25 protein-coding genes are annotated in these 26360 nt (G+C 29.7%); 20 read left to right on the plus strand and 5 right to left on the minus strand.

What is annotated here, in order from left to right; genetic code table 11:
- Positions 1-32 precede the first annotated feature (32 nt).
- Genes AJ889_RS06465 through waaC form a run of 4 tightly spaced genes read right to left on the minus strand, consistent with a single transcriptional unit; the run spans position 33 to position 4679 of the window.
- Positions 33-1226, minus strand: a complete 1194-nt coding sequence (locus AJ889_RS06465; protein WP_070293316.1) for a glycosyltransferase family 2 protein — start codon at positions 1224-1226, stop codon at positions 33-35.
- A gap of 3 nt (positions 1227-1229) precedes the next feature.
- A complete protein-coding gene (locus AJ889_RS06470; protein WP_002935013.1) occupies positions 1230-2777 on the minus strand; it encodes a glycosyltransferase in 1548 nt (515 codons plus the stop codon).
- On the minus strand, positions 2774-3661 hold the full coding sequence (gene htrB, locus AJ889_RS06475) for a lipid A biosynthesis lauroyl acyltransferase HtrB (RefSeq protein ID WP_002871713.1): 888 nt from the start codon (positions 3659-3661) through the stop codon (positions 2774-2776). Before htrB ends, AJ889_RS06470 begins: the two co-directional genes overlap by 4 nt.
- Positions 3651-4679, minus strand: coding sequence for a lipopolysaccharide heptosyltransferase I (gene waaC, locus AJ889_RS06480; RefSeq protein ID WP_002935017.1), 1029 nt, complete (start codon positions 4677-4679; stop codon positions 3651-3653). Before waaC ends, htrB begins: the two co-directional genes overlap by 11 nt.
- 66 nt (positions 4680-4745) lie before the next feature.
- On the opposite strand from waaC, the gene AJ889_RS06485 reads away from it, so the two are divergent.
- The 18 genes from AJ889_RS06485 (at position 4746) to pssA (ending at position 24403) form a co-directional block, all read left to right on the plus strand.
- On the plus strand, positions 4746-5540 hold the full coding sequence (locus AJ889_RS06485) for a 3'-5' exonuclease (protein ID WP_002935018.1): 795 nt from the start codon (positions 4746-4748) through the stop codon (positions 5538-5540).
- A 57-nt stretch (positions 5541-5597) separates the two neighbouring features.
- A complete protein-coding gene (gene galE / locus AJ889_RS06490; RefSeq protein ID WP_002935020.1) occupies positions 5598-6584 on the plus strand; it encodes a UDP-glucose 4-epimerase GalE in 987 nt (328 codons plus the stop codon).
- The gene (gene pglK, locus AJ889_RS06495; RefSeq protein WP_002935022.1) at positions 6578-8272 is read left to right on the plus strand and encodes an ABC-type lipopolysaccharide transporter PglK; all 1695 of its coding nucleotides are present in this window, start codon (positions 6578-6580) and stop codon (positions 8270-8272) included. The genes galE and pglK overlap by 7 nt, the downstream gene beginning before the upstream one ends.
- Positions 8269-9348, plus strand: a complete 1080-nt coding sequence (gene pglH, locus AJ889_RS06500; RefSeq protein WP_074484708.1) for a GalNAc-alpha-(1->4)-GalNAc-alpha-(1->3)-diNAcBac-PP-undecaprenol alpha-1,4-N-acetyl-D-galactosaminyltransferase — start codon at positions 8269-8271, stop codon at positions 9346-9348. The genes pglK and pglH overlap by 4 nt, the downstream gene beginning before the upstream one ends.
- Complete coding sequence (pglI, locus tag AJ889_RS06505; RefSeq protein WP_002935026.1) at positions 9341-10270, plus strand: GalNAc(5)-diNAcBac-PP-undecaprenol beta-1,3-glucosyltransferase; 930 nt, start codon at positions 9341-9343, stop codon at positions 10268-10270. The genes pglH and pglI overlap by 8 nt, the downstream gene beginning before the upstream one ends.
- On the plus strand, positions 10258-11355 hold the full coding sequence (gene pglJ, locus AJ889_RS06510; protein ID WP_002884080.1) for an N-acetylgalactosamine-N,N'-diacetylbacillosaminyl-diphospho-undecaprenol 4-alpha-N-acetylgalactosaminyltransferase: 1098 nt from the start codon (positions 10258-10260) through the stop codon (positions 11353-11355). Before pglI ends, pglJ begins: the two co-directional genes overlap by 13 nt.
- Positions 11356-11358: 3 nt before the next feature.
- Positions 11359-13500: an undecaprenyl-diphosphooligosaccharide--protein glycotransferase gene (gene pglB, locus AJ889_RS06515; RefSeq protein ID WP_002935030.1), complete on the plus strand. Its 2142-nt coding sequence runs from the start codon at positions 11359-11361 to the stop codon at positions 13498-13500.
- Between the two features lie 9 nt (positions 13501-13509).
- Positions 13510-14640, plus strand: coding sequence for a N,N'-diacetylbacillosaminyl-diphospho-undecaprenol alpha-1,3-N-acetylgalactosaminyltransferase (gene pglA, locus AJ889_RS06520; RefSeq protein ID WP_032585162.1), 1131 nt, complete (start codon positions 13510-13512; stop codon positions 14638-14640).
- Complete coding sequence (gene pglC / locus AJ889_RS06525; RefSeq protein ID WP_002935034.1) at positions 14633-15235, plus strand: undecaprenyl phosphate N,N'-diacetylbacillosamine 1-phosphate transferase; 603 nt, start codon at positions 14633-14635, stop codon at positions 15233-15235. Before pglA ends, pglC begins: the two co-directional genes overlap by 8 nt.
- Positions 15222-15812: a UDP-N-acetylbacillosamine N-acetyltransferase gene (gene pglD / locus AJ889_RS06530; protein WP_004308598.1), complete on the plus strand. Its 591-nt coding sequence runs from the start codon at positions 15222-15224 to the stop codon at positions 15810-15812. The genes pglC and pglD overlap by 14 nt, the downstream gene beginning before the upstream one ends.
- 97 nt (positions 15813-15909) lie before the next feature.
- A complete protein-coding gene (gene pglE / locus AJ889_RS06535; RefSeq protein ID WP_002852877.1) occupies positions 15910-17070 on the plus strand; it encodes a UDP-N-acetylbacillosamine transaminase in 1161 nt (386 codons plus the stop codon).
- A gap of 1 nt (position 17071) precedes the next feature.
- Positions 17072-18844, plus strand: coding sequence for a UDP-N-acetylglucosamine 4,6-dehydratase (configuration-retaining) (gene pglF / locus AJ889_RS06540; RefSeq protein ID WP_002935035.1), 1773 nt, complete (start codon positions 17072-17074; stop codon positions 18842-18844).
- Positions 18844-19737 carry a PDC sensor domain-containing protein gene (locus AJ889_RS06545; protein ID WP_002856519.1) on the plus strand — a complete coding sequence of 298 codons (894 nt, stop codon included), beginning with the start codon at positions 18844-18846 and terminating at the stop codon, positions 19735-19737. The genes pglF and AJ889_RS06545 overlap by 1 nt, the downstream gene beginning before the upstream one ends.
- A gap of 112 nt (positions 19738-19849) precedes the next feature.
- Complete coding sequence (locus tag AJ889_RS06550) at positions 19850-20242, plus strand: chemotaxis response regulator CheY (protein WP_002866134.1); 393 nt, start codon at positions 19850-19852, stop codon at positions 20240-20242.
- A gap of 22 nt (positions 20243-20264) precedes the next feature.
- Positions 20265-21110 carry a 50S ribosomal protein L11 methyltransferase gene (locus tag AJ889_RS06555; protein WP_002856135.1) on the plus strand — a complete coding sequence of 282 codons (846 nt, stop codon included), beginning with the start codon at positions 20265-20267 and terminating at the stop codon, positions 21108-21110.
- Positions 21111-21113: 3 nt separating this feature from the next.
- A complete protein-coding gene (ftsH, locus tag AJ889_RS06560) occupies positions 21114-23051 on the plus strand; it encodes an ATP-dependent zinc metalloprotease FtsH (protein WP_002856296.1) in 1938 nt (645 codons plus the stop codon).
- A complete protein-coding gene (locus AJ889_RS06565; RefSeq protein WP_002866132.1) occupies positions 23048-23665 on the plus strand; it encodes a phosphatidylserine decarboxylase in 618 nt (205 codons plus the stop codon). Before ftsH ends, AJ889_RS06565 begins: the two co-directional genes overlap by 4 nt.
- A 9-nt stretch (positions 23666-23674) precedes the next feature.
- Positions 23675-24403, plus strand: coding sequence for a CDP-diacylglycerol--serine O-phosphatidyltransferase (gene pssA / locus AJ889_RS06570; RefSeq protein WP_002859122.1), 729 nt, complete (start codon positions 23675-23677; stop codon positions 24401-24403).
- Here the strand turns inward: pssA and AJ889_RS06575 are convergent.
- Positions 24394-25191, minus strand: coding sequence for a ferritin-like domain-containing protein (locus AJ889_RS06575; RefSeq protein ID WP_002935041.1), 798 nt, complete (start codon positions 25189-25191; stop codon positions 24394-24396). The genes pssA and AJ889_RS06575 overlap by 10 nt on opposite strands.
- An 89-nt stretch (positions 25192-25280) precedes the next feature.
- Between AJ889_RS06575 and AJ889_RS06580 the strand changes: the two genes are divergently transcribed.
- The gene (locus AJ889_RS06580; RefSeq protein ID WP_002935045.1) at positions 25281-25640 is read left to right on the plus strand and encodes a methionine-R-sulfoxide reductase; all 360 of its coding nucleotides are present in this window, start codon (positions 25281-25283) and stop codon (positions 25638-25640) included.
- A 14-nt stretch (positions 25641-25654) separates the two neighbouring features.
- Positions 25655-26281 carry a MarC family protein gene (locus AJ889_RS06585; RefSeq protein WP_002860212.1) on the plus strand — a complete coding sequence of 209 codons (627 nt, stop codon included), beginning with the start codon at positions 25655-25657 and terminating at the stop codon, positions 26279-26281.
- The last annotated feature ends 79 nt before the right edge of the window (positions 26282-26360 follow it).

Here is a 26360-nt window from a genome sequence, read left to right on the forward strand (position 1 = left end):
CTATAATTATAGTGATTATACCTAAAAATTAATTAATTTTTTATATTTTTATTATTAAATATTTTTTTTATTTTTTGCCAAAATTTCCAAATATCGTAAGGAAGTTTTGTTTGAATAAAAGGCTTAATTAAAACCAATTGTTCCTTTAAATTTAAAGGATCTTTTTTAAATTTTTTAATCATTAAAGCTTTTTTGGCATAGCAAGGTAAAAATGTTTCTTTTATAGCAAGTGCATTTTCGCTTTTTTGATCTTTAAAAAATTCTATCAATTTTAAAGCAGTTATAACCCTGCTTGCTGCTTTTAAATAATTTTTTGCCTCCTTAGCGTTTTCCCCGAAAGTTTCATATATATCTTTAAAATACTCTGACACATTTGCTTTTGTAATCTTCTTATCATGATTTGATATACTGTTTGCTCTTAAACGGCACAAATACAACTTTTGCGATAAAACATAAATTTTATTAGCACTAGCAAACAAAATTATTCCAAAGTGTATATCTTCATTGATAATAAAATTTATAAATTTAAGTTTAATTTGCTTTAAAAAATTAAAATCAATCATTCCATTCCATCCAAAAGAAATATCTCTAGATCCTACACTTAATGCTCGATTTGCATATTCTTTTGGAGTGATTATACATTCTTCTTTAAAATTAAAAATTTCCATCCTTGTTTTTTTGTGCTTATTTTTTATATTGTCTTCATAGGTGCAATCATGGTCAAACCACAATACATCCACATTTTTCATTCTTATAACACATTCTTCTATACAATTTAATTCCCAATAATTATCACTATCTAAGAATATAATATAATCTATACTAGGATAAGTAAAATTGGTTAAATCTTTTTCATTATTAAAAGCTTGAGAGCTTTTATATGCTTTATATATATTATAAGGATTATTACCATCCAATTGAAATTCTATTAAAGAATTTTCTTTTATATGTTGAGTTTTGTTTTTTAATTTATACTCCCCACTAAAGTATTCTATACCTACATTTCTAGCTGAACTTAAACCCCCATTTTTCTTATCAAAAAGAGTTATTCTTTTATCTTTTAAGGTATATTCTTTTGCAATATTGAGTGAGTTTTCATCTGTACTACCATCATTTACAAGTATGATTTCTAAGTTAATATAAGTTTGATTGATGACACTGTCTAAACATTCTTTTAAATATTTTTCTACATTATAGATTGGTATAACTACACCTATTTTCTTCATGTTTTATCTCCAAGAAATCTTTTTATTTTTGATGGTATCTAAATAAATTTGATGATTACTTTCAAGCATTTTTTTACTATTTTCTTCGTGATAAATATGATAAGCAATAGCTTTAAATTTTAAGCGTCTAAAAATACCTTTATTAAACAAAAATCTAGCAACAAATTCGCTATCTTCTCTACCCCAACCAATAAAATTTTCATTAAAACCATCAAGTTCATCAAAATCGGCTTTAAAAAAACTCATATTGCAGGTTTTACTTCCCTTTATTATTTCTTTGGTATTAAAAAATTTTTGATCTATTTTTGAAATTTTATAGATAATTTTGGCTAAAAAAGAATTTTTATAGCTTTTAAAATCTTTTTTGCTAAAAGCTAAACTATAATCATCATTTTTTAAGATTTCTTCGCTTTCTTTTTCGTTTAAAATTATTCTTGAGCCTTGTAAAATTACTTTGCGTTTCGCAAATTCGAAATGATTTTTTATAAAGTCTTTTTCTAAAATCATATCACCGTCAATTAAAATTATATATTCACTTTTAGAAACCCTAATGGCATTATTTCTATTTTTTGCAGCGCGAAAACCCTCATCTTCTTGCCAAATGTGTTTTAAAGAGCAAGGAAAATCTTTTTGATATTCTTCAATAAGCCTTGCTGTATCTTCTTTGCTACCATCATCTGCGATTAAAACTTCATTGGGTGAAAAGGTTAGATTTTTAACACTATCAAGCACTAATTTAAGGCGTTCTTTTTGATTATAAGTTGTTATTATTAAAGCGCAAGTTTTTGGCTTTTGCTTTTGAAGTTCATATAATTTCATGTATTTAAAAAAAGTCCCTAAGGCATTGCAAACGCTAATTATAAAACCCTTATAACCATATAAAAAGCCATTTTTTAAAAAATAATTTCTAAAAAAAGTCCAAAAAGCTCTTAAATTTGCTTTTAAAACACCACTTTTTTTGTGTATATTTTGTTTTGCCCAAAGGCTTGAGTAGTACTGCATTTTGTCAATTAGGTGGGAAATATCTCTAAAAGCATAATGCCTTAATCCATTTTTAAGATAAATTTTTTTAGCATTACTTGGCAAAACAAGGCTTTCATGTACTAAATTATCATTAAAACGAGTGAAATTTTTATTAAAAATTCTTAAAACATAATCAGGCCACCAACCACATGCCTTTATCCATTCGCCTTTATAGAGATTTTTACGACTAAGTGCGATGATATTATCTTTTTGAAGTTCTAAATTTTTAAGCTCTTTAATACACTCATTTTCAAGCACTTCATCAGCATCAATGCTTAAAATCCAATCATTTTTTGCATAACTTAAAGCAAGGTTTTTTAAAGCTCCAAAACCTATAAAAGCACTGTGGTAAATGTGCAAATTAGCAAAATCTTTTTTAAATTCATTAGCTATATTTAGGGTATTATCACTACTTTCATTGTTAAGTAAAATAATTTCATCAAAATCTTTTAAAGAATTTAAACATTCAAGCAAGGTTTGTTTTGCATTTTTTACGATGATAATAACACTTATTTGCTTTAGATTCATTTTGCATCCTTGTAAATTTCCTTATTATAACTTGCAAAGCGTCTATGAAAAAAAAAGTATTCCCAAGGTCTTTTTTTAATCATTTCTTCGCAACTTTGTGCTTGATAAAGTGTCAGTTCTTCTAAGCTTGCATTTTGAGAATCTTTTGCTTTAAAAAACTCTATGCAAAATTTACCATCTTCTTTATAGGCATAAACAGGGATGATCAAAGCATTGCTTCTTTGTGCGATAAGGCTTGCTCCCATTTGATAATTCACTTCTTTGTTAAAAAATTTTAATCTTACGCTTTCGTTTTCTGCGCAGTCTTGATCGGTTAAAATTCCTAAAGTTCTCCCTTTTTTTAGAGCGCTTAGCATTTGTCTTATGCCGCCTTTTTTGTCGATAAGTTCTATGTCAAATTGGGTGCGACTTTGGCTTAAAATTTCATACATAATTTCACTTTTTAACTTTTTCCCTACTATGGCAATCGCACCATATTTAGCTGCATAAGCAAGGCTTAAAATTTCCCAGTTTCCATAGTGTGCAGTTGTGAAGATAATAGGACGCTTTAAAGCTAGAGCATCTATAAGTAAATTTTCATTGATGAAATTTACTTTATTGAGAATTTTTTCTTTGGTAGTGTTTTGATTTTGCAAACAATCAATTCCAAATTGAGCAAAATTTTCATAAATTTTCAAAGACAATTTATCGCGTTCTTTTTGAGTGTATTGAGGGAAGCAGATTTGCAAATTTGTACCGATGATTTTGCGATGTTTTTTGTTAAGATAAAAAGTGATTCTTGCTACAATCAAAGCTAAAAAATGCAAGATACACTCAGGCATAAAAGTAACAAAAAATTTCAAAATATAATAAAGACTAAGATATATTCTATCACTATTTTTCATTAAGTAAGCCTTTGGCAAGTTTGAAGATATCTTCTTCTTCTATACGCGTGATACAAAAATCACTTTTATCGATATGCTTGGCATTTTGGATTTTTTTACCTGCATCAATGATTTTATTGATATGAGTTTGAAAAGCATTGCGGTAGCTTGGTGTTGCACCAAAAATCGTAATAGATGCCTTATTTAAAGCAAAAGCCAAATGTGTTGGACCACTATCATTTCCTATGATAAGATTCATCATTTTTGTAAAAGCCATTAGCTCTTCAAGGCTGAATTTTGGTGCTAATTCTATATGTGTTTCATCAATACCACTAAGATTTAAAATCTCTTTGGCAAATTCGTATTCTTTTACATTTCCCCAAGCGAGCCAAATTTTTGCTTGTTGAAATTCATTGATTAAAAGTTTGCAAAGTATAGCAAGTTTGGTTTTAGGATAGATTTTATTTTCTACACTTGAGCCCACATGTATGAGTATGTTTTTTTCGTTTTTGTCGAGTTTGAGTTTATTATTTAAGAGTTGTTTTAAATTTTCATCTACGCTAAAAATATCTTGTTTAAAGGCTAAATTTTTGACATTAAAATCAGTATTTAACATAAAGGAGGTAAGACTTAAGTATCTTACAAATACATTTTCATTGTAATCTAACTCAAGTTTTTGGTTGTAGAAATTATGAGCAAAACTTTCTTTAAGACTATTTTTATCAAAACCAAAATTATTTCTACTTAAAATTCGACTTACAATAGCAGATTTTATGAGCCCTTGTAGATCTATTACTGCATTATAGTTGTTTTTTCTTGCTTTAAGAAGAATTTTTAGGCTTTTTAAAATTTTTTTGTCTTTTAAGGGCAGGGCATAGAGTTTGTCTATTAAAGGATGGTTTTTAAGTATGCCTTCAAATTTTTCATCTACAAACCAATGAATTTCTATATCTTTTTTAAAATTTTTGATAAATTGCAAAACCACGGCACTTTGTATAATATCACCAAGTGCTGACAAACGAACAATTGCTATTTTCATTAAAAGCCTAATATTTTAAAATTTTTTGCTATGATTTTAGCGAAATTATTTAAAAAAAGGTTAAAAATGGCAAAAAATGAAGGTTATATTTGTGTTTTTGATTGTGAGAGTGTGCCAGATGTTGAGCTTATCCGCAAAACTTTGGGTTTTGAAGGAAGTGATTTAGAGGTAAGTTTAAAAGCACTTCAGTGGCAAAAAGAACAAAGTGGGAGTGAGTTTTTGCCTTTGCCTTATCATAAAATTATCAGTATTTGTGCGGTTTTAAGTGATAATTTTGGAAAATTTATCAAAGTGAATAAAATTGATGGACAAAATGAAAAAGAAATGATTGCTAATTTTTTTAATTTTATAGAAAATTATGAGCCAAAATTAGTCAGTTTTAATGGTAAAAATTTCGATATGCCTGTTCTTGTTTTAAGGGCTTTAAAATACAATTTAAAAGCAGCAACTTATTTGGATACTCAAAGTGATAAATGGAATAATTATAAAACAAGATTTTCAGAATTAAAACATTGTGATTTATTAGAATCCTTAGGATCTAACGGGCGTGGAATAAAGCTTGATACACTTTGTTCTATGGTGGGTTTGCCAGGAAAATATGATGTGCATGGCGATGAGGTAATGAAACTTTTTTATGAAAATAAACTTGAAAAAATCCACGAATATTGCGAAAGCGATGTTTTAAACACCTATATGCTTTTTTTAAAATATGAACTTATTAAAGCTAATGTTAGTGAAGAAGATTATGTTGATTTTCTTTCTTATATGAGAGATTTTTTGCGTGAAAAAAAATCAGATCGTTCTTATACAGAAGTTTTTGCAAAAGCTTGTGAGAGTGAAATTTCAAAAGTTCGATCTTAAGTATTTAAGAAAATATATTAAAATTTATTTTTGACATTTTTTAAAAAAGGAATGATGATGAAAATTCTTATTAGCGGTGGTGCAGGTTATATAGGTTCTCATACTTTAAGACAATTTTTAAAAACAGATCATGAAATTTGTGTTTTAGATAATCTTTCTAAGGGTTCTAAAATTGCAATAGAAGATTTGCAAAAAATAAGATCTTTTAAATTTTTTGAACAAGATTTAAGTGATTTTCAAGGCGTAAAAGCATTGTTTGAGAGAGAAAAATTTGACGCTATTGTGCATTTTGCAGCGAGCATTGAAGTTTTTGAAAGTATGCAAAACCCTTTAAAATATTATATGAACAACACTGTTAATACGACAAATCTTATCGAAACTTGTTTACAAACTGGAGTAAATAAATTTATATTTTCTTCAACGGCAGCCACTTATGGCGAACCACAAACTCCCGTTGTGAGCGAAATAAGCCCTTTAGCACCTATTAATCCTTATGGGCGTAGTAAGCTTATGAGCGAAGAGGTTTTGCGTGATGCAAGTATGGCAAATCCTGAATTTAAGCATTGCATTTTAAGATATTTTAATGTTGCAGGTGCTTGTATGGATTATACTTTAGGACAACGCTATCCAAAAGCAACATTACTCATAAAAGTTGCAGCTGAATGTGCCGCAGGAAAACGTGATAAACTTTTCATATTTGGCGATGATTATGATACAAAAGATGGTACTTGCATAAGAGATTTTATCCATGTAGATGATATTTCAAGTGCGCATTTAGCGGCTTTGGATTATTTACAAGAGAATGAAAGCAATGTTTTTAATGTAGGTTATGGACATGGTTTTAGCGTAAAAGAAGTGATTGAAGCGATGAAAAAAGTTAGCGGAGTGGATTTTAAAGTAGAACTTGCCCCACGCCGTGCGGGTGATCCTAGTGTATTGATTTCTGATGCAAGTAAAATCAGAAATCTTACTTCTTGGCAGCCTAAATATGATGATTTAGAGCTTATTTGCAAATCTGCTTTTGATTGGGAAAAACAGTGTTAAAAAAACTTTTTTTTATTTTAAGTAAGGAAGATAAAAATTTTTTATTTTTCTTGCTTGTTTTTTCAATATTTATTTCTTTTATAGAAACTTTTGCGATTTCTTTGGTAATGCCTTTTATCACTTTGGCCAGTGATTTTTCTTATTTTGATCGTAATAAATATTTAATCAGCCTAAAAGAATATCTTAATATCCCTGTTTTTGAAATCATTGTTTATTTTGGAGTGGGGCTTATTGTTTTTTATGTGTTTAGAGCTTTGTTAAATGCGTATTATTTTCATCTTTTGGCAAGATTTTCTAAAGGGCGTTATCATGCGATCGCTTATAAGGTTTTTTCTAAATTTTTAAATATTAATTATGAAAAATTTACTCAAAAAAATCAATCTGAAATTTTAAAGTCTATTACAGGAGAAGTTTATAATCTAAGCACTATGATTTCATCATTTTTGCTTTTGATGAGTGAAATTTTTGTAGTGCTTTTGCTTTATGCTTTAATGCTTTTGATTAATTATAAAATCACTTTATTTTTAAGTATTTTTATGGTGTTAAATGCCTTTATTTTAGTGAAAATTTTAAGCCCTATCATTAAAAAAGCAGGAGCAAGACGCGAAGAAGCGATGAAAAATTTCTTTGAAATTTTAAATACAAATTTAAATAATTTCAAATTTATTAAGCTTAAAACCAAAGAAGATGGAGTATTAAGTCTTTTTAAAGCGCAAAGTGAAGCTTTTTCTAAAGCAAATATTACCAACGAAAGCGTAGCTGCGGTGCCTAGAATTTATCTTGAAGGAATAGGTTTTTGTGTACTTGTTTTTATCGTGGTATTTTTGGTGTTGAAAAATGAAAGTGATATTTCAGGTATTTTATCCACGATTTCTATTTTTGTTTTAGCACTTTATCGCTTAATGCCAAGTGCAAATCGTATTATTACAAGTTATCATGATTTGCTTTATTATCATTCTTCTTTGGATATTATTTATCAAAATTTAAGACAAGAAGAAGAAAATTTGGGCGAGGAAAAATTAAGCTTTAATCAAGAGCTTAAAATTTACAACCTTAGCTTTGGTTATGAGGGAAAAAAATATTTATTTAAAAATCTTAACTTAAACATTAAAAAAGGCGAAAAAATCGCTTTTATAGGGGAGAGTGGTTGCGGAAAAAGTACCTTAGTAGATCTTATCATAGGACTTTTAAAACCAAAAGAAGGGCAAATTTTAATTGATGAGCAAGAATTAAATGCAAATAATACAAAAAATTATCGCCAAAAAATAGGCTATATCCCGCAAAATATCTATCTTTTTAATGACAGTATAGCTAAAAATATCACTTTTGGAGATGCGGTTGATGAAGAAAAACTTAATAGGGTTATCAAACAAGCAAATTTAGAGCATTTTATAAAAAATTTATCTCAAGGAGTGCAAACAAAAGTGGGTGATGGGGGGAGTAATTTAAGCGGGGGACAAAAACAACGCATAGCTATAGCAAGAGCTTTATATTTAGAGCCTGAAATTTTAGTGCTTGATGAAGCAACTTCTGCGCTTGATACTCAAAGTGAAGCAAAAATCATGGATGAAATTTATAAAATTTCTAAAGATAAAACCATGATTATTATCGCACATCGCCTTTCTACGATAACGCAATGTGATAAGGTTTATCGTTTAGAACACGGTAAGCTTAAAGAGGGGAAATGATGAAAATAAGCTTTATTATCGCAACTTTAAATTCAGGAGGCGCTGAGCGTGTTTTAGTAACCTTAGCTAATGCACTTTGCAAAGAGCATGAAGTAAGTATTATTAAATTTCATGCAGGAGAGTCTTTTTATAAGCTTGAAAATGAAGTTAAAGTTACAAGTTTAGAACAATTTAGATTTGATACGCTTTATCATAAAATCGCAAGTCGTTTTAAGAAATTTTTTGCTTTAAGAAAGGCTTTGAAAGAAAGTAAGGCTGATGTTTTTATTTCTTTTTTGGATACGACTAATATTGCTTGTATTGCTGCGAAAATAGGGTTTAAAACTCCACTCATTATAAGTGAGCATAGCAATGAAGCGTATTTAAAACCTAAAATTTGGCGTTTTTTAAGAAGAGTAAGCTATCCTTTTTGTGATGCTTTAAGTGTGCTTGGAAGCAGTGATAAGGTGTATTATGAAAGATTTGTAAAAAGGGTTAGGTTTTTATTAAATCCTTGTCATTTTAGTGATGAAATTCCTTTTGATTCTAGTTTTGAAAAGGAAAATTTGGTTCTTTTTATAGGGCGTTTAGATCACAACAAAAACCCTGCAATGTTTTTAAAAGCTATAGCGCATTTGGATAAAAATTTGCAAGAAAATTATAAATTTGTTATAGCAGGAGATGGAGAGTTAAGGCAAGAACTTGAATACAAGGTAAAATCTTTAGGAATAAAAGTTGATTTTTTAGGACGAGTTGAAAATGTCAAGACTCTTTATGAAAAAGCAAAAGTGCTTTGTCTTTGTTCTTTTGTAGAGGGTTTGCCAACGGTTTTAATTGAAAGTTTGTATTTTGAGGTTTGTAGAATTTCAAGTTCTTATTATAATGGTGCTAAGGATTTAATCAAAGATAATCATGATGGGCTTTTGATAGGTTGTGATGATGAAATAGCACTTGCTAAAAAACTTGAACTTGTTTTAAATAATGAAAATTTTAGAAAAGAACTTGTAAATAATGCCAAACAAAGGTGTAAAGACTTTGAAATTTCTCATATCAAAGAAGAATGGCTTAAGCTTATAGCTGAGGTTAAAAATGCCTAAACTTTCTGTTATAGTACCAACTTTTAATCGTCAAGTTTTACTAGAAAAGGCTATTAAAAGCATACAAAATCAAGATTTTAAAGATTTAGAAATTATTGTAAGCGATGATAATTCTAGCGATGATACTAAAAGTGTGGTGCAAAATTTACAAAAAGATGATGATCGCATTAAGTATTTTTTAAATCAAAATTACAAACAAGGCCCAAATGGCAATAAAAATAATGGCTTAGATCAAGCAAGTGGCGAGTTTGTAACTTTTTTAGATGATGATGATGAACTTTTATCTGGGGCTTTAAGCACCTTGATGCAAAAAGCAAATGAGGGTTATGCTCATGTTTTTGGAAATTGTTTGATAGAAAAAGAAGGAAATTTAAGCAAGGAATTTAGCGGTAAGGGCTTGGAAAAAGATAGTGAAATTTCTAAAAAAGATTTTTTAATGGCTAAATTTAGCGGAGAGTTTTTTTCTGTTTTTAAAAAATCTCTACTTGAAAACAAGCATTTTAATGAAGAATTTTATGGCAATGAAGCCACGCTTTGGGTAAATTTATACAAGGAAAAAAGTTTTTATATCCATAAGGCTTTTAGGATTTATAGGATTTTTAGGCAAGATAGCGTGACTTTGGGTGCGAGTAAAAATGCTCATAGGGTCTATTTGGGATATTTAGAGCTTGCTAAAATTTTAGAAAATGAACTTAGAATGAGTAAGGATAAAGATTATAAAAAAACTTGTGCGAGTTATTATAAAATGGCAGCTTATTATGCAAAACTGGCAAAAAATTATAAAGCCCTTTATAAATGTTTGTTTAAAAGCCTGAGTATAAAAATCAATGCTCCTGCTTTGATATTACTCATTTTAAGTATAATTCCAAATAATATGATTGAAAAATTATCAAAAATTCGGGTGGCTTTATGCAAAAATTAGGCATTTTTATTTATTCTTTAGGAAGTGGTGGTGCTGAAAGAGTTGTGGCGACTTTATTGCCTATTTTAAGTTTGAAATTTGAAGTGCATTTGATCTTGATGAATGATAAAATTTCTTATGAAATTCCAGAGTGTCAAATTCATTTTTTAGAATGTTCAAAACCTAGTGAAAATCCTATTTTGAAATTTTTAAAACTACCTTTTTTGGCTTTAAAATACAAAAAACTTTGCAGCAATTTGGGCATTGATACAGAATTTGTTTTTTTAAATCGACCTAATTATATAGCCTTAATGGCAAGAATGTTTGGAAACAAAACTCGCCTTGTGATCAATGAATGCACTACGCCAAGTGTGATGTATATGAAAAATAATTTTAATTCTTTGGTAAATAAATTTTTAATTTCTTTGCTTTACCCAAAAGCTGATTTAATCTTGCCTAATTCTAAGGGAAATTTAGAAGATTTGGTGCAAAATTTTAGTATAAATCCAAAAAAATGTGAAATTTTATACAATGCCATCGATTTAGAAAACATAGGGCAAAAAGCCCTTGAAGACATAGCTTTAAAAGATAAATTTATTTTAAGTGTAGGCAGGCTTGATAAAGGTAAAAATCATGCTTTATTAATTCGTGCTTATGCGAGATTGAAAACAGGCTTAAAGCTTGTGATTTTAGGTGAAGGTGTGCTTAAAGATGAGCTTTTAGCTTTGATTAAAGAATTAAATTTGGAAGAAAAGGTTTTGCTTTTAGGATTTGATAATAATCCTTATAAATACATGGCTAAATGCGAATTTTTTGCTTTTGCTTCTGTGTTTGAAGGTTTTTCAAATGTTTTAATCGAAAGTTTAGCTTGTTCTTGTGCGGTGGTTTGCACTGATCATAAAAGTGGTGCAAGAGAGCTTTTTGGCGATGATGAATTTGGACTTTTAGTAGAAGTAGATAATGAAAACTCTATGTTTCAGGGTTTAAAAACTATGCTTGAAGACGATAAATTAAGAAAAGCGTATAAAAACAAAGCTAAAACTAGGGCTAAAGCCTTTGATAAAGTAAAAATTGCACGCGATGCTTTGAAATATTTATTAGGATAAAAGATGTTGAAAAAAGAGTATTTAAAAAACCCTTATTTAGTTTTGTTTGCGATGATTATATTAGCTTATGTTTTTAGTGCATTGTGTAGATTTTACTGGATTTGGTGGGCAAGTGAGTTTAATGAGTATTTTTTCAATAATCAATTAATGATCATTTCAAACGATGGCTATGCCTTTGCTGAGGGCGCAAGAGATATGATAGCAGGTTTTCATCAGCCTAATGATTTGAGTTATTATGGATCTTCTTTATCTACGCTTACTTATTGGCTTTATAAAATCACACCTTTTTCTTTTGAAAGTATCATTTTATATATGAGTACTTTTTTATCTTCTTTGGTGGTGATTCCTATTATTTTACTAGCTAATGAATACAAACGTCCTTTAATGGGCTTTGTAGCTGCTCTTTTAGCAAGTATAGCAAACAGTTATTATAATCGCACTATGAGCGGGTATTATGATACGGATATGCTGGTAATTGTTTTACCTATGTTTATTTTATTTTTTATGGTAAGAATGATTTTAAAAAAAGACTTTTTTTCATTGATTGCCTTGCCGTTATTTATAGGAATTTATCTTTGGTGGTATCCTTCAAGTTATACTTTAAATGTAGCTTTAATTGGACTTTTTTTAATTTATACACTTATTTTTCATAGAAAAGAAAAGATTTTTTATATAGCTGTGATTTTGTCTTCTCTTACTCTTTCAAATATAGCATGGTTTTATCAAAGTGCCATTATAGTAATACTTTTTGCTTTATTCGCTTTAGAGCAAAAACGCTTAAATTTTATGATTATAGGAATTTTAGGTAGTGTAACTTTGATATTTTTGATTTTAAGTGGTGGGGTTGATCCTATACTTTATCAGCTTAAATTTTATATTTTTAGAAGTGATGAAAGTGCGAATTTAACACAGGGTTTTATGTATTTTAATGTTAATCAAACCATACAAGAAGTTGAAAATGTAGATCTTAGCGAATTTATGCGAAGAATTAGTGGTAGTGAAATTGTTTTTTTGTTTTCTTTGTTTGGTTTTGTATGGCTTTTGAGAAAACATAAAAGTATGATTATAGCTTTACCTATATTGGTGCTTGGGTTTTTAGCCTTAAAAGGGGGGCTTAGATTTACCATTTATTCTGTACCTGTAATGGCTTTAGGATTTGGTTTTTTATTGAGCGAGTTTAAGGCTATATTGGTTAAAAAATATAGCCAATTAACTTCAAATATTTGTATTGTTTTTACAACTGTTTTGACTTTAACTCCAGTATTTATCCATATCTACAACTACAAAGCACCAACAGTTTTTTCTCAAAATGAAGCATCATTATTAAATCAATTAAAAAATATAGCCAATAGAGAAGACTATGTGGTAACTTGGTGGGATTATGGTTATCCTGTGCGTTATTATAGCGATGTGAAAACTTTAGTAGATGGTGGAAAGCATTTAGGCAAGGATAATTTTTTCCCTTCTTTTGCTTTAAGCAAAGATGAACAAGCTGCGGCTAATATGGCAAGACTTAGTGTAGAATATACAGAAAAAAGCTTTTATGCTCCGCAAAATGATATTTTAAAATCAGACATTTTACAAGCCATGATGAAAGATTATAATCAAAGCAATGTGGATTTATTTCTAGCTTCATTATCAAAACCTGATTTTAAAATCGATACACCAAAAACTCGTGATATTTATCTTTATATGCCCGCTAGAATGTCTTTGATTTTTTCTACGGTGGCTAGTTTTTCTTTTATTAATTTAGATACAGGAGTTTTGGATAAACCTTTTACTTTTAGTACAGCTTATCCACTTGATGTTAAAAATGGAGAAATTTATCTTAGCAACGGAGTGGTTTTAAGTGATGATTTTAGAAGTTTTAAAATAGGTGATAATGTGGTTTCTGTAAATAGTATCGTAGAGATTAATTCTATTAAACAAGGTGAATACAAAATCACTCCAATCGATGATAAGGCTCAGTTTTATATTTTTTATTTAAAGGATAGTGCTATTCCTTATGCACAATTTATTTTAATGGATAAAACCATGTTTAATAGTGCTTATGTGCAAATGTTTTTTTTGGGAAATTATGATAAGAATTTATTTGACTTGGTGATTAATTCTAGAGATGCTAAGGTTTTTAAACTTAAAATTTAAGGGTTGAAAATGAGAATAGGATTTTTATCACATGCAGGAGCGAGTATTTATCATTTTAGAATGCCTATTATAAAAGCGTTAAAAGATAGAAAAGACGAAGTTTTTGTTATAGTGCCGCAAGATGAATACACGCAAAAACTTAGAGATCTTGGCTTAAAAGTAATTGTTTATGAGTTTTCAAGAGCTAGTTTAAATCCTTTTGTGGTTTTAAAGAATTTTTTTTATCTTGCTAAGGTTTTGAAAAATTTAAATCTTGATTTTATTCAAAGTGCGGCACACAAAAGCAATACTTTTGGAATTTTAGCAGCAAAATGGGCAAAAATTCCTTATCGTTTTGCCTTAGTAGAAGGCTTGGGATCTTTTTATATAGATCAAGGTTTTAAGGCAAATTTAGTGCGTTTTGTTATTGATAGTCTTTATAAATTAAGTTTTAAATTTGCACACCAATTTATTTTTGTCAATGAAAGTAATGCTGAGTTTATGCGGAATTTAGGACTTAAAGAAAATAAAATTTGCGTGATAAAATCTGTAGGGATCAATTTAAAAAAATTTTTTCCTATTTATGTAGAATCGGAAAAAAAAGAGCTTTTTTGGAAAAATTTAAACATAGATAAAAAACCCATTGTACTTATGATAGCAAGAGCTTTATGGCATAAAGGTGTAAAAGAATTTTATGAAAGTGCTACTATGCTAAAAGACAAAGCAAATTTTGTTTTAGTTGGTGGAAGAGATGAAAATCCTTCTTGTGCGAGTTTGGAGTTTTTAAACTTTGGCGCAGTGCATTATTTGGGTGCTAGAAGTGATATCGTAGAACTTTTGCAAAATTGTGATATTTTTGTTTTGCCAAGCTATAAAGAAGGCTTTCCTGTAAGTGTTTTGGAGGCAAAAGCTTGTGGTAAGGCTATAGTGGTGAGCGATTGTGAAGGTTGTGTAGAGGCTATTTCTAATGCTTATGATGGACTTTGGGCAAAAACAAAAAATGCTAAGGATTTAAGCGAAAAAATTTCACTTTTATTAGAAGATGAAAAATTAAGATTAAATTTAGCTAAAAATGCCGCCCAAGATGCTTTACAATACGATGAAAATAATATCGCACAGCGTTATTTAAAACTTTATGATAGGGTAATTAAGAATGTATGAAAAAGTTTTTAAAAGAATTTTTGATTTTATTTTAGCTTTAGTGCTTTTAGTACTTTTTTCTCCGGTGATTTTAATCACTGCTTTACTTTTAAAAATCACTCAAGGAAGTGTGATTTTTACCCAAAATCGCCCCGGGTTAGATGAAAAAATTTTTAAAATTTATAAATTTAAAACCATGAGCGATGAAAGAGATGAAAAGGGTGAGTTATTAAGCGATGAGCTTCGCTTAAAAGCTTTTGGAAAAATTGTTAGAAGCTTAAGCTTGGATGAGCTTTTACAACTTTTTAATATCTTAAAAGGGGATATGAGTTTTGTGGGACCTAGACCTCTTTTAGTAGAGTATTTATCCCTTTATAATGAAGAGCAAAAATTGCGTCATAAAGTGCGTCCAGGTATAACAGGGTGGGCGCAGGCAAATGGTAGAAATGCTATTTCTTGGCAGAAAAAATTCGAACTTGATGTGTATTATGTGAAAAATATTTCTTTTTTGCTTGATTTAAAAATCATGTTTTTAACAGCTTTAAAGGTTTTAAAACGAAGTGGGGTAAGCAAAGAAGGCCATGTTACAACAGAGAAATTTAATGGCAAGAACTGAAAAAATTTATATTTATGGTGCTAGTGGTCATGGGCTTGTTTGTGAAGATGTGGCTAAAAATATGGGTTATAAAGAATGTATTTTTTTAGATGATTTTAAAGGAATGAAATTTGAAAGTACCTTACCTAAATATGATTTTTTTATAGCCATAGGAAACAATGAAATTCGAAAAAAGATTTATCAAAAAATTTCAGAAAATGGCTTTAAAATTGTCAATCTTATCCATAAAAGTGCACTTATAAGTCCTAGCGCAATCGTGGAAGAAAGTGCAGGAATTTTAATCATGCCTTATGTAGTGATTAACGCTAAAGCTAAAATAGAAAAAGGTGTGATTTTAAATACTTCAAGCGTAATTGAGCATGAATGTGTGATAGGGGAATTTTCTCATGTGAGTGTGGGAGCTAAATGTGCGGGTAACGTAAAAATTGGTAAAAATTGTTTTTTAGGGATTAATTCTTGTGTTTTGCCTAATTTAAGTTTGGCAGATGATAGTATTTTAGGTGGTGGAGCAACTTTAGTTAAAAATCAAGATGAAAAAGGTGTTTTTGTGGGAGTACCTGCAAAAAGAAAAATATGAAATGATTATAAAAAGATTTTTGTTTGATTCTTTGTAAATTTTTTTAGGTAAAATAGAGTCAATTTATAAAAATTTTGTTTTACACAAAGGATAAATCATGAGATTTTTTCTTTCTCCTCCGCATATGGGTGGTAATGAATTAAAATACATAGAAGAAGTTTTCAAAAGCAATTATATAGCACCTTTGGGTGAATTTGTAAATCGCTTTGAACAAAGTGTCAAGGCTTACAGTAAAAGTGAAAATGCCTTAGCTTTAAATTCAGCCACAGCGGCTTTGCATTTAGCTTTAAGGGTGGCAGGGGTAAAACAAGATGATATTGTTTTGGCTTCTTCTTTTACTTTTATCGCTTCAGTAGCACCTATTTGTTATCTTAAAGCAAAACCTGTATTTATAGATTGTGATGAAACTTATAATATCGATGTAGATTTATTAAAGCTTGCTATTAAAGAATGTGAAAAAAAACCAAAAGCATTGATTTTAACTCATCTTTATGGCAATGCGGCTAAAATGGATGAAATTGTTGAAATTTGCAAAGAAAATGAAATTGTTTTAATCGAAGATGCTGCTGAAGCTTTAGGAAGTTTTTATAAGAATAAAGCTTTAGGAACTTTTGGAGAATTTGGAGCTTATTCTTATAATGGCAATAAAATTATCACCACTTCAGGTGGAGGTATGCTTATAGGAAAAAATAAAGAAAAGATTGAAAAAGCAAGATTTTATAGCACTCAAGCTAGGGAAAATTGTTTGCATTATGAACATTTAGATTATGGTTATAATTACCGTTTAAGCAATGTTTTAGGAGCTATTGGCGTAGCACAAATGGAGGTTTTAGAACAAAGAGTGCTTAAAAAAAGAGAAATTTATGAGTGGTATAAAGAATTTTTAGGAGAGTGTTTTAGCTTTTTAGATGAATTAGAAAATTCAAGAAGCAATCGCTGGTTAAGTACAGCTTTGATTGATTTTGATAAAAATGAACTTAATTCTTGTCAAAAAGATATAAATATCAGTCAAAAAAATATTACTTTGCATCCAAAAATTTCAAAACTCATAGAAGATTTGAAAAATGAACAAATAGAAACAAGACCATTATGGAAAGCTATGCACGCTCAAGAAGTATTTAAAGGAGCTAAGGCTTATCTTAATGGCAATAGTGAGTTATTTTTCCAAAAAGGAATTTGTTTGCCAAGTGGCACGGCGATGAGTAAAGATGATGTTTATGAAATTTCAAAACTGATCTTAAAGAGCATAAAGGCTTAAAATGATTTTTTATAAAAGCAAAAGATTAGCATTTTTTTTAACTTCAGATATTGTTTTAATTTTACTTAGCGTTTATCTGGCTTTTTCTTTGAGATTTAGTGGAGATATTCCGAGTATTTTTTATCATGGTATGATGGTTTCTGCTATTATTTTGCTTGTTTTAAAACTTTCATTTTTGTTTGTTTTTAGAATTTATAAAGTAGCTTGGAGATTTTTTTCTCTCAATGAAGCAAGAAAGATTTTTATCGCTTTGCTTTTAGCTGAGTTTTGTTTTTTTCTTATTTTTTATTTTTTTAGTGATTTTTTTAATCCTTTTCCAAGAAGTGCTATTGTGATAGATTTTGTTCTTTCTTATATGTTTATAGGTACTTTAAGAATTAGCAAAAGAATGCTTGTGGATTTTAAACCTTCTAGAATGAAAGAAGAAGAAACTCCTTGTATTGTACTAGGGGCAACTTCTAAGGCTTTGCATTTGTTAAAAGGTGCAAAAGAAGGTTCTTTAGGGCTTTTTCCTGTAGGCGTAGTTGATGCGAGAAAAGAGCTTATAGGGACTTATTGTGATAAATTTATTGTAGAAGAAAAAGAAAAAATAAAATCTTATGTAGAACAAGGGGTAAAAACTGCCATTATTGCTTTAAGACTTGAACAAGAAGAGCTTAAAAAACTTTTTGAAGAACTTGTAGCTTATGGTATTTGCGATGTAAAAATATTTTCTTTTACAAGAAACGAAGCAAGAGATATCAGTATAGAAGACTTGCTTGCTAGAAAACCAAAAGATTTAGATGATAGTGCTGTGGCGGCTTTTTTAAAAGACAAGGTAGTTTTGGTAAGTGGAGCAGGTGGAACTATAGGCAGTGAACTTTGTAAGCAATGTATTAAATTTGGTGCTAAGCATCTTATTATGGTTGATCATAGTGAGTATAATCTTTATAAGATCAATGATGATTTAAATTTATATAAAGAAAAAATTACTCCTATTTTACTGAGTATTTTAGATAAGCAACGTTTAGATGAGGTATTAAAAACTTATAAACCCGAGCTTATTTTACATGCAGCCGCTTATAAACATGTGCCTCTTTGCGAACAAAATCCACATTCAGCAGTAATCAATAATATTTTAGGAACCAAAATTTTATGCGACAGTGCTAAAGAAAATAAAGTAGCTAAATTTGTGATGATAAGTACAGATAAAGCAGTGCGACCAACAAATATTATGGGCTGTACTAAAAGAGTTTGCGAGCTTTATACTTTAAGTATGAGTGATGAAAATTTTGAAGTTGCTTGTGTGCGTTTTGGTAATGTTTTAGGTTCTAGTGGTAGTGTGATACCGAAATTTAAAGCACAAATTGCCAATAATGAGCCTTTAACTTTAACGCACCCTGATATAGTGCGTTATTTTATGCTTGTGGCTGAGGCAGTGCAACTTGTTTTACAGGCTGGAGCTATCGCAAAAGGAGGAGAGCTTTTTGTTTTGGATATGGGTAGGCCTGTGAAAATCATAGATTTAGCTAAAAAAATGCTTTTACTTTCTAATCGCAATGATTTAGAAATTAAAATCACAGGTTTAAGAAAAGGTGAGAAGCTTTATGAAGAGCTTTTGATTGATGAAAATGATGCTAAAACGCAATATGAGAGTATTTTTGTAGCAAAGAATGAGAAGGTTGATCTTGATTGGCTTAATAAAGAGATAGAAAATTTACAAATATGTGAAGATATTTCAGAGGCTTTATTAAAGATTGTACCTGAATTTAAACACAATAAAGAAGGCGTATAATGTATATAAAAGATATACAAAGATTTGAAGATAATCGCTATCGTGCTAGGGCTTATATGAGTTATATTTTAACAAGAAATCTGCCCAATAAACTTCCTGACATTCACCTTGAAACGATTAAAACAGCTTTGGATAAAATAGCTCATGAAGTTGTTGTTTTTGATGCTTTGTATATTTTAGATATTTCAGGCATGCAAATAGAAAATGCGATTTCCTTAAATAAGGCTCATGAAATAGGACAGGGTGAGGATAGAAGTACTCGTTCTTATTTTTATAGAGCTGTAAAATTAAGACGATGTGTTTTGAGCGATCCTTATCCTTCGGTTTTAAATAATGAGCTTTGCGTGACAGCTTCTATGCCAATTTACGATGATAAAAATAACTTGCTTTTTGTTGTTTGTATTGATATAAAACTTGAAGATATTTTAAAGATTATTCAAGCAGGAAAATTTGAATTTGTTTTTACTCAATTTAGTCGTTCGGTATATTTTTGCTTCGCACTGGTTTTATTTGTGATTACTTGTTTTTTATTTCAAAAAGGTTTTTTTAGTCTTTTTGATAATCAAGCTATAGGTATAGAACATATGTTTGAAAGTACCATCGCTATAACTTTGGCTTTAGCTATTTTTGATTTGGCAAAAACTTTGATCGAACAAGAAGTATTAGGAAGGACAAAAAAAGAAGAAGGTGGAATTCAAAAAACTATGGTGAGATTTTTGGGTTCTATTATCATTGCTTTAGCTATAGAAGCTTTGATGTTGGTATTTAAACTTGCTATTGGTGATCTTTCTCAGATGATTTATGCGATTTATCTTATCGGTGGAGTGAGCTTGCTTCTTTTAGGTTTAAGTGTATATTTATTTACGGTTAAGTATAAAAATAATAATATTTGAGTAAAAATTTAAGTAAAAGATGATATAATGCTGTTTTTTAAAATTTTTTAGCTTGATTAATAAGGCTAAAAAGGGTAAAATAAAACTATAAAAACTTTGAAAGGACGAAATTGTGAAATTGTTAGTTGTTGATGACAGTTCTACTATGAGAAGGATTATTAAAAATACCCTAACAAGACTTGGACACGATGATGTTTTAGAAGCTGAGCATGGCGTTGAAGCTTGGGATTTATTAACTAAAAATGAAGATGTAAAAGTTTTAATTACAGATTGGAATATGCCAGAAATGAATGGCTTGGAGTTGGTAAAAAAAGTAAGAGCAGAGAAAAAATATGAAGATATGCCTATCATCATGGTTACAACTGAGGGCGGAAAAGCTGAAGTGATTACTGCTTTAAAAGCTGGCGTAAATAACTATATTGTAAAACCTTTTACTCCACAAGTTTTAAAGGAAAAACTTGAAGATGTTTTAGGAACAGGAAGTGGAGAAGGTGCAGCTGAGTAAAGGCTGATTTTTAAAATTCTAAATGCAAAAAAAATATTATGAATTGTTCTTTATCGTAGAAGAGCGGTATAAAAATTTATTTCTTGATTTTGCTTTTGATTTAGGTATAGAAGCCATAGAAGAGAAAGATAATGGTGTTTACATTAGATCCCATGAGAGTTTAGAAGAGTTTTCATGGGCACTTGAAATATTTGCTCAAAAACTTACAACTACTTTCAATTTAAACCATAAAATTATTTCTAATTTAAGTCTTGTAGAGAAAGAAAACAAGGACTGGATACAAGAATATAAAAAAGGCATAAAACCTATCTTAGTGGATAATGTTTACATCCATACAACTTGGCAAGAAGAAAAGAAGAATTGTATAAATATAAAGATTAATCCAGCCTTAGCCTTTGGCTCAGGACATCACGAAAGCACATATTCTTGTGTAAAATTTTTACAAAAATTTTCTAAAAGTAAATTAAGAGCTTTAGATCTTGGTTGTGGTAGTGGAATTTTGGGTATTATTATGGCAAAGTTTGGTTGTAATGTTGAAATTTGTGATACTGATGAGTTGGCTATTGATAGTTCTTTAGAAAATGCAAGATTAAATGGTGTCGATTTTCACAAGGCTTGGTGTGGATCTATAGATAAAGCAAATGGTTTATATAATCTAATTGTTGCAAATATCATTGCAGATGTGATTTTAATTTTAGAAAAAGATATTAAAAACCATTTAGAAGATAATGCTATACTTATTTTATCAGGAATTTTAGATAAATATTCAACAAGAATTAAAGAAAAATTTCAAGATTTGGAACTCATTGATGAAATGCAAATCAATGAGTGGTGTAGTTTTGTATATAAAAATAATAAAAAAGGATAAGTAATGAATAATAATACCCAAAATAATAAGGGTAATCCGCAGGGTAATAATTTTTTTAACAAAAATCCCATTTTTATTTTTGCGATTTTTGCAATTGTAATGATAATTATTTTTAAGGGATTTTTTGATGGCAATGGTTCTTTTGGCGGGGCATTGAATGGCAATGAAGTAAATAAAAATGTCCCTTATTCTGAGTTAAAAAAGCTTATTGAAAGTGGACAAATCAATCAAGTTAGTATAGGACAAACAACAATCAAAGCGATTTCAAGCTCTCACAATACTGTTTATACAGCAAAAAAAGTTAATGATCCTGAGCTTGTGAGTTTACTAGATAGTAAAAATATCGCTTATGGTGCGTATTCTGAAACAAATTGGTTTACGGATATACTTTTTTCATGGGTTTTGCCAGTATTTATTTTCTTTGGTATTTGGATGTTTTTGGCAAGTCGTATGCAAAAAAATATGGGAAGTTCTATATTGGGTATAGGAAGTTCTAAGAAGCTTGTAAATTCAGAAAAACCTAAAGTAAAATTTAGCGATGTAGCTGGTGTTGAAGAAGCTAAAGAAGAAGTAAAAGAAATTGTAGATTTTTTAAAGTATCCTGAAAGATATATTAAATTGGGAGCTAAAATTCCAAAAGGGCTTTTACTTGTTGGGCCTCCAGGTACAGGAAAAACTTTGCTTGCAAAAGCAGTTGCAGGTGAAGCTGATGTGCCGTTTTTTAGTGTTTCAGGTTCGTCTTTTATAGAAATGTTTGTGGGTGTAGGTGCTTCTCGTGTGAGAGATTTATTTGAAAATGCAAAAAAAGAAGCTCCTGCTATTGTTTTTATAGATGAAATAGATGCTATTGGTAAAAGTCGTGCAGCAAGTGGCATGATGGGTGGAAACGATGAAAGAGAACAAACTTTAAATCAGCTTTTGGCTGAAATGGATGGCTTTGGGACAGAAAGTTCCCCAGTCATTGTTTTAGCAGCAACAAATCGCCCAGAAGTTTTAGATGCAGCGCTTTTAAGACCAGGAAGGTTTGATAGACAAGTTTTAGTCGATAAACCTGATTTTAAAGGTAGGTGTGATATTTTAAAAGTGCACATGAAAGATGTCAAAATCTCCCCAAAAGTTAAAGTAGAAGATATAGCACGCTTAACCGCAGGGCTTGCAGGAGCTGATCTTGCAAATATTATTAATGAAGCAGCGCTTTTAGCGGGTAGGGATTCTAAAAAATATGTAGAACAAAATGATTTAGTTGAAGCTGTTGAAAGAGCTATAGCAGGGCTTGAGAAGAAATCACGTCGTATTAATGAAAAAGAAAAGAAAATTGTTACTTATCATGAATGCGGTCATGCTTTGATTGCTGAAACTACCAAAGGCGCAAAACGTGTAAGTAAGGTTTCTGTGATTCCGCGTGGTCTTGCGGCTTTAGGTTATACTTTAAATACTCCTGAGGAAAATAAATTTTTAATGCAAAAACATGAACTTATCGCTGAAGTAGATGTACTTTTGGGTGGTCGTGCAGCTGAAGAAGTGTTTATAGGTGAAATTTCAACGGGTGCAAGTAATGATTTAGAAAGAGCAACCGATATCATAAAAGCTATGATTTCTATGTATGGTATGAGTGAAATTGCAGGACTTATGGTACTTGAAAAACAAAGAAATACTTTCTTAAGTGGTGGACAAACTATCAAAGATTATTCTGAAAAGATGGCAGAATCTTTAGATGATTATGTAAAGAAAACCTTGGATGAACGCTATAAAGATGTTAAAGATACTTTAAATACTTATAAGGGAGCGATTGAGACTATGGTTGCAGCCCTTTATGAAGAAGAAACTATTGAAGGTAATAAAGTGCGCGAGATTATTAAAGAGTTTGAGGATCAAAATAGTCTACCAACTCGTTTACAAGAACTCGAAGAAGTTAAAACTGAAGTTAAAGTAGAAGAATGAAAGATTTTATTGCAAAAGATGGATATTTAAGTCTTATTATTTTAAGCTTAATTTTTATTTTTGTGTGGATTTTTTATTCTTTTTCCATCTTGCTATTAGCATTAATTGTAATTTGTATTTTTCTTTTTAGAGCGCCCAAAAGAGAACTTGTTTGTAGTGATGAAAAAGCTATTTTTGCACCTATGGATGGTAGGGTTACTAAAATAGAAAATATTCATCATAAAGATTTGGGTGAATGTGTTGAAATTACTATTAAAAATGCTCTTTATGATGCTGGGAATTTTAATACACCTTTTGCAATGTCTATAATAGATATTCGTTTACGACATGGGCTTTTTTTGTGCAGTGAATTAAAATCTGCAAAAATGATGAATGAAAGAGCTTTTATTTTGGCAAAAGTTAAAGAGAATAAAACGATAGCCTTGCGAATCTATGCAGGTTCTTTTGATAGAAAATTAAAGCTTGATAATATTTCTCATGATTTAAAAGCAGGAGATAGAATGGGTTTTTTAATTAATGGCTCTATAAGTTTACTTTTACCAAAAGATACTAGAATTCATATAGGCTTAAATGATGAAATTAAAGCAGGTTCATTGCTAGGCTATTTTGCGTAAGGAAAAATAATGAATAACAGACCGCAACTAATTTATATTTTACCCAATCTTTTTACAGCTGCTTCAGCTTTTTTAGGGGTTATTTCTATTATAGCTTCAATACATGGAAATTATTATACAGCTTTGATTTATATTATTTTATCTTTGATTTGCGATGGGCTTGATGGCCGTGTTGCAAGACTTACAAATTCTACTTCAAAATTTGGAGTAGAATTTGATTCTTTGGCTGATCTAGTAGCTTTTGGAGTTGCTCCAGCGGTTCTTTTTTATATGGCTATAGGTTATGATTTTGGAAAACTTGGATCTTTGATTACAGCTTTTTTTGTGGTTTTTGGAGCTATTCGTTTGGCGAGATTTAATGTTACCACAGGCACTTATGAACCCTCCGTTTTTATAGGTCTTCCTATACCTACGGCAGCAGTTGTAAGTGCTATATGGACTTATGCATTTATCAGTTATGATTTTTTAAAGCCTTATGGCGTAGTTTTTTTGGTGCTTCAAGCAATTTTAGGGCTTTTAATGGTAAGCAATATACGTTATCCTAGCTTTAAAAAGCTTGATTTTAATCGTTCTAGTGTTTTAAAAGTTTTGATTATTTTAATTATAATATTTTCATTTTTATATCTTTACCCTCTTGAAAGTTTAGTAATTTTAGCAAGCTTGTATGTGCTTTATGGAATTATTCGGGTTTTATATACCATTATCGTTTCAAAATTTAAGATAAGAAATCAAGAGTAAAATTTTTCAATGACTTCGCATTCTTCTTGAGTGAAGCCAGCTTTGATTCTTGCTTGAATGTTAAGTTTTTTTCCCGCAAGAGAGAATTGTTTAAACGTTTTGCAAAGCTCAATAAAATCATACCTGTTTTGATTTGCAAATTTCCACCAAGTATCTCCTTTTTTAACGTGTTTTATTTCATCATTAAGTATAATTTCAAGATATTCCATTAGAAGATTTTTAATGGAATGATTGGAACTTTGAAGTTTTTGAACAACAAAGGGGTTGGCATCAAGCCCTTTAGCTTCTAAACCTCTATGAACTACTCCCATTCTAAAGCTTAAAGAGTCTTTTGTAGCTTCTAGAGCAGATTCTAAATTATCATGCACTGGAAAATTTCCATATTTGTAACCAAGTTCTTTAAGTACTGAATTTAAAAGTTTGAAATGTTTAATTTCCTCATCTGCTACCTCCAGCCAATCGTAATAAAATTGCAAAGGTAGATTTTTAAAGCGATAACTCGCATCTAGAGCCAGGTTAATTGCATTAAATTCTATATGAGCGACTGAATGAATTATTTTAGCAAGCGCATGAGTTGAATTGACAAATTTAGGCCTTCTTATACGCGTAGGATGAAGCAAGGTAATTTGTTGTGATGTATTTTTTTTGAAAATGCTTTGATGCTCGTGATTAAAAATCAATTTGTGGCTTTTAAAGTCTTCATAAAAATTTTGAAAAGAGTGAAATTTTATAGTTATATTTTTTTCATATAAAATATCTTGAAGTTCTTGAAAAAATTCTTTTTGCATTTAAAACTTTCTTGAAAATTATAAAAATTTATCATTTAAAATTGAAATTTTAATTATATAATATAAAAATTATTTTACAAGGGTAGATCATGAAAGAATTAAATGAAGAAGAAAAAAAAGTAATTTTAAATAAAGGAACAGAAGCTCCTTTTAGTGGGAAATATAATGATTTTTATGAAAAAGGAATCTATCAATGCAAGCAATGTGGAGCTTCGCTTTATAAATCCGAAGATAAATTTAAATCAGGTTGTGGATGGCCTAGCTTTGATGATGAAATAAAAGGGGCTGTTAAAAGAATTCCTGATAAAGATGGGATTAGAACCGAGATTGTATGTGCAAATTGCAATGGACATTTAGGTCATGTTTTTGAAGGAGAAGGATTTTCTGCTAAAAATGTAAGACATTGTGTAAATTCTATTTCTTTGGAATTTGTAAAAGCTAAGGATTGATAGTGTTTTCTAGTATGGGTTCTGAGCTTTATTTGATGTTTTTTGCTGCAATTACTTTACTTGCTATATTAAATCCTTTTGGTAATTTAACTCAATTTTTGGCTATGAGTGATGGATTGCCTTTAATGCTTCGAAAAAAACTTTTTAGAACTATTCTCTATACAGCTTTTACTATAGTTTTGGTGTTTTTATTATCAGGACCTTTATTTATGAACTATATTTTTAGAGTTTCATTGGATGATTTAAGGGTTTCTGGTGGTTTGGTTCTTATTATAATGGCTATTAAAAATTTACTTTTTTCAACAAAAATTGCAACTAAGGATTTTAGTTCTTATCAAGATATGGATGATAAGGAAATTTTAAGACAGAGTTTAATACCTATGGCATTTCCTATGCTTGTTGGGCCTGGAACTTTAGCTAGCGTTATTGTTATAGCCGAAGATGGTGGGCTTGATGTTGCTCTTGGCGGAGTAATGATAGCTTTTATTTTTATGTTTATACTTTTTCATTTTGCAGCTACTATAGAAAAAATAGTTGGAAAATTGATTTTACATGTTTTTTCTCGTATAGCACAAGTATTTATTGTTGCTATGGGGTTTAAGATGATTATTGTAGGTTTAAAGGATATATTTAACTTATAAATTAATATAATTTTAAGTAAATAATACTATATAAATATGATATAATTTTAAAATAATTTATTATTAAAAAGGTGAGTTT

The sequence above is a fragment of the Campylobacter sp. BCW_6468 genome (assembly GCF_001762865.1).
In the GTDB taxonomy this organism is placed as follows: domain Bacteria; phylum Campylobacterota; class Campylobacteria; order Campylobacterales; family Campylobacteraceae; genus Campylobacter_D; species Campylobacter_D jejuni.